The sequence below is a fragment of the Stieleria sp. genome (genome assembly GCF_041595215.1).
Lineage (GTDB): Bacteria > Planctomycetota > Planctomycetia > Pirellulales > Pirellulaceae > Stieleria > Stieleria magnilauensis.
This window is the reverse complement of record NZ_JBFHKV010000665.1, coordinates 1-4,840: the sequence shown is the minus strand read 5'-3', so window position 1 is coordinate 4,840 and position 4,840 is coordinate 1. Positions and strand designations below refer to the sequence as shown.

Below are 4,840 nucleotides of genomic sequence, written 5' to 3'. Positions count from 1 at the left end.
TACCTGGACGCCTTCGGGAATCACTTGCTCGTTGGCGGTCGCACGCTTGGTTTCGGGGTCAAAGGACAACGCCCAGACCACGCCGGTGACGTAGTCGGCGTAGAGGTACTTGCCGGCCAGTTCGGGAAGGCGTGCGTTGCGGTACACACGACCGCCGGTAATCGAACGGCCGATTCGGTGATCGTATTGCCAGACCGGGTCGATCGGGTCACTGACACCGGCGACCGCGGCACGGTTGCCAAAGCTGTTGGTGCCTTCCCGGTTGCTCCAGCCATAGTTGCCGCCTTTGGTGACGACGTTGACTTCTTCCCAAAGTTCTTGTCCCACGTCGCCCATCCACAGGTCACCTGTTTGACGGTCGAAGGCCAGACGCCACGGGTTGCGAATACCGAAGGCGTAGATCTCGGGCTGGGCGTTGGGGGTGTTGACGAACGGGTTGTCGCTGGGAATGCCGTAGGCCTTGTCACCGGAACGATTGTCGACGTCGATTCGCAGGATGGAACCGAGCAGCATGGACAGGTTCTGGCCGGCCGCCTTGGGGTCATTGCGATCGCCACCGTCGCCGAGCCCGATGTACAGGTAACCGTCGGGACCGAACTCGATGCTGCCGCCGTTGTGATTCTTGTACGGCTGGGGGATCACCATCACGATCCGTTCGGTCGCGGCATCGGCCTTGTTCGGATTGTCCTTGGACATCGTGAACTCGCTGACGACGGATCGATCGTTATCGGCATCGGAGTAATAAACGTAGAATTTTTGGTTGTTCTTGAAATCGGGGTGCATGGCCAAACCGAGCAGTCCCTGTTCGTTGCCGCCACTGTTCTTCCAATCGGCGACTTCGCTGCGCATGTCGAGCACCAGATGCGACTTGACGGTTTCGGGATCATTTTGGAACGTCCAGATCTCGCCATACTGCGACGCGATGAACACGCGGTTGCTGTCGTCACGCGGGTAGGTCAGTTCCAGGATCCGCAGCGGGCGAATCTTGCCGTCGTCATCGACCGCTTCCCATTGATCGAGTTTCAGATTGGGGAACGCGAGTTCGCTCTTTAATTCGAGCTTCCCGTCGATCGGCTGTGGAACGCTGCCGTCGGGATTGATGCGACGCACCTTGATGTTGCGAAACGCGACATGATCGCCATGGTCTTGCAAACAGATGTGTCCCTCGCCGGCTTTGCCGAACTCCGAGAACTTGGCGAACTTGCTTTCCGAGACGCGTCGATTCCAATCGTTGTTTCCGATTTTGAAGGTGTAGTATCGCACGCCGTTGAGGCAGACTTCACAGCCTTGGGGGGCGATTCTCAAGTAGATTTGATTCCACTGGCCGGCCGGTCGCGAGGCGTCGACGGGCGTTTGGTCGGCAGCCCAACGCGGCGGCGTCGGCTTATACAGCTGATACAGCCAACCCGCCTTCTGTGGGTCGTGTCCGTCGACGTTGTCTTGGATCTGGATTTCCGGTCCGCTGTGCCACGGTCTGGGGTTGTCTTCGGTGACATGAAACATCAGCCCGCTGTTGCCTTCGGGGCTGATCTTGTAATCGATCAACAATTCAAACGCGTCGTACTTCTCTTTGGTAATGATGTCGCCGGCACCTTTGTCGGCGCGGACCAGGGTTCCATCGACGACTTTCCAGCCCTCGCCGAGCGTGTCTTTTTGGTAGTTGCGCCAGGCGTCGGCGGACTTTCCATCGAACAGCAATTTCCAGCCGCTACGTTTTTCGGCTTCGCTCAGTTGATTCGCATCGGACTGCGCAAATGCGGAATGGGGGACGCCGACCATGCAGGTCACGGCAAAGGCGACGGCGCATTTGCCGACAAATTTCAGAAGGAACATGCAAAGATACCGATCAGGGATAAAAGGGCAGGGGAGGGGAGGAAGGCGACCGCCAGCGGTGGTTGGGCCGAATTGATTCGTGGCGACCATTATTTCCCGAAAGAACACCGCCAACAACAACCGAGTCTGTGAATTTGTCAACTCTCTCGCGGCCAGCGAGCCCATTGCCGGGTCGCCGAAACGATCGCGTCGCCGATTCTTTCGAGTTCGCCCGCGGAAATCACCAGCGGCGGTGTCGTGTAGATGCAGTCTCCGAAAGGGCGAATCAAGACGCCTTGGCGGACAAACAGGTCTCGTAGCCGATCGACGTGATCGAGCGAATCGACCTGGACGACTCCGATCGCGCCCTTGACCCGGACGTCGACGACCCGGTCGATCTGGCGACATGGCGCCAATAATTCGCGCAGTCCCGCTTCGATCGTTCGCGCCTGCTCCAGCCTCGGCTCCCGCTCAAATAAATCCAGCGAAGCCCCCGCGGCGGCACAGGCCAGGGGGTTGGCCATGAAAGTCGGTCCGTGCATCAACGCCTTAGACGCATCGTCTGACCAAAACGCATCGAACACCCGCTCGGTTGCCACCGTCGCCGCCATCCCGATCATACCGGCCGAAAGCGCTTTCCCCAGACAGATCACATCCGGAACGATGTCGGCCTGTTCGATCGCGAACAGGGTTCCGGTGCGTCCAAATCCGGTCGCCAATTCATCGGCGATCAACAGGACGTCGTTGTCGCGGCAGCACTGGGCGATGCAGCGCAGCACATCGGGTGAGTGAAAACGCATCCCGCCGGCGCCTTGCACCAGCGGTTCGATGAACACGCCCGCCAAGCAATCTCGGTTTTGCTCCAGCAGCGATTGGAACCGTTGCATCGAGTCGTCATCGCGAGGGATGTCGACGTTCAGTTGTTGCAACAGTGCGCCTTCAAATCGCGCGTGCATGCTGCGCTCGGGATCGCACAGCGACATCGCGCCGGTGGTGTCGCCGTGGTAGGCATTGGCGAACGACAAGAATCGGGTGCGGCCCCGCTGGCCGCGATTGCGATGGAACTGGATCGCGATCTTCATGGCCACTTCGACCGCGACGGATCCGGAATCACAAAAGAACACGCGGTTGAGGTCACCGGGCAGTAGAGCGGCCAGACGCTGGGCAAGCGTCAGCGCCGGTTCGTGATTGATCCCGCCAAACATCACATGCGGCATCCTATCAAGTTGTCGATGCATCGCATCGACCACATGCGGATGGTTGTATCCGTGACAGGCCGACCACCAAGACGCCAGGCCGTCGATCAATCGTCGCCCATCGCTCAAGTGCAAGTAAACACCCTCGGTACGCTCGACCGCCAGCGGCAAGGGTGCCGTCTTCATTTGGCAATACGGCATCCAAAGATGTTCGTAACCCTGCTGTTGCCAATCGGGAGCGTTGGAAATGTCGGGGACAGAATCGGTCTTGGTCGACGGCGAGGGGGCGATGTCGGGACCTGCAGAAAAAATTGGCGAGGATGACACGACATCCCCGTGGTGGCGACGGTGTGAAATCCAGGAGGGCGCGATGGGATCGTTGACAGGCTGGATGCCTATCTCACGGTGTCGAGCGTATCATCGTCATCGTCGTCGGACAAGAAGTCGCTGGCGATGGCGGCGTCGACCGATTCCGCTTCGGCGTTGGATCCCCCACCGTCGGTAGCGTCCTTGCGGATGAATAGTCGTGCCAGGTCGTTGATCACGTGCAAGGCGTCTCGGGCGGAGATCAGTCCGTCGGCATTGGTGTCCAGACGTCGCATCGAACGCAATCGCTGCTCACCGTCTTCACCTTCGACGCGCGTTGTAAGTGTCGCAAGGTCGTCGACCAGCACACTGCCGTAGACACCTAGGAAATTGATCACCCGCAGGGCGTCCGACGGCGTCACCGCACCGCTGGCGTCGGTGTCGGTCGGTTCGATCCCATCGATGTTCAACGTCAACGAGCCGAAGTCCACTTCAAGCGGCGAGACTTCGTCGTTGCGTCCGCGCAACAGCAGTTCCGCGCCAAGCGATTCGGCCGGGTCGAGTTGCAGGGTGACTTGACCACCGGCGATCGCGCGAACGCCGAATCGAACCACACCCTGAGCGTCATTGCCGGGGTGCTCGATCAACGCTTCCAAGGCGCTGAATTCATCGATGCCCCCTGCCGTGATCGGCTCGCCAATCTCATCGAACTTGCCCAGCAGAATCATCGCGCCGGTCAATTCCAATTGGCTCACCGGCAGGGGCAGGTCAAAGGCGACGGCGAACACACCGAAGCCGAATTCTCGCAGGTCCCGTGCGGTGACTTCGATGTAGAATTCATCGCCCGATTGAATCGATTCGACGGTGTTGCCGTCGACGTCCACCGCACGCATGCTCAGTTCCATCACGCGCCGGAGTGGTTGACTGCTGAGCCGGACAACGTCGTCTTGGAAATTCGCTGCGTAGCGATAAAGCTGGTCGCCGACGCGCACGTCGACGAGAATCCCGAATTGCCCGCCGAGCGGATTTTCGATTCCCGCGGCCGGATCGCTGGGCATGGGCTGACTGGTGAATCGACGCACGGCACCGATTTGCAGGTCCGATGCGTTGACATCCAAGTCCTCGGCGGCTCGGGCGATGACGCGTTGGACGGCTTGCTCGACGTCATCGTCGTCATAGCGGAACAGTGTCAACGTGACCTTCGCCGATGCCCGCTGGGAACCTTGTTGAAGAACGTAGCGGAATTCGAACGTCCCCTCGCTGCCCAATGCGTCTTCGGTCAGTCGCAGTACGTTGCCGCCGGTCGCGATCACCACTCCGGCAGGGGCGTCGATCAATTCCATAATCTGGGCGTTTCCCAGATAGCCGAGAATCTGGTCGTTTTCCAGCACGTTCAAGTAGCGATCGCGCGCGTCGGAATTGCGTCGGAAGACATCGTCGACCGCCGTCGGGGCGGGCAGCGGATCGCCGAGCGGGGTGACGTTCGGTTCGTCGAGGCTGTCCCAGTGATATTCGATCAACTGATC

Annotated in this window: 3 protein-coding genes; all 3 read right to left on the bottom strand. The window is 59.8% G+C overall.

Annotation, left to right across the window (positions count from 1 at the left end; all coding sequences use genetic code 11):
• Nucleotides 1–1,833, bottom strand: a 1,833-nt coding sequence (locus tag ABX749_RS22065) for a PQQ-dependent sugar dehydrogenase (RefSeq protein ID WP_372897886.1), incomplete at its 3' end; no start/stop codon positions are given.
• Nucleotides 1,834–1,970: 137 nt separating this feature from the next.
• The gene (locus ABX749_RS22060; protein WP_372897885.1) at nt 1,971–3,335 is read right to left on the bottom strand and encodes an adenosylmethionine--8-amino-7-oxononanoate transaminase; all 1,365 of its coding nucleotides are present in this window, start codon (nt 3,333–3,335) and stop codon (nt 1,971–1,973) included.
• A 68-nt stretch (nt 3,336–3,403) separates the two neighbouring features.
• Nucleotides 3,404–4,840, bottom strand: a 1,437-nt coding sequence (locus ABX749_RS22055; RefSeq protein ID WP_372897884.1) for a dockerin type I domain-containing protein, incomplete at its 5' end; no start/stop codon positions are given.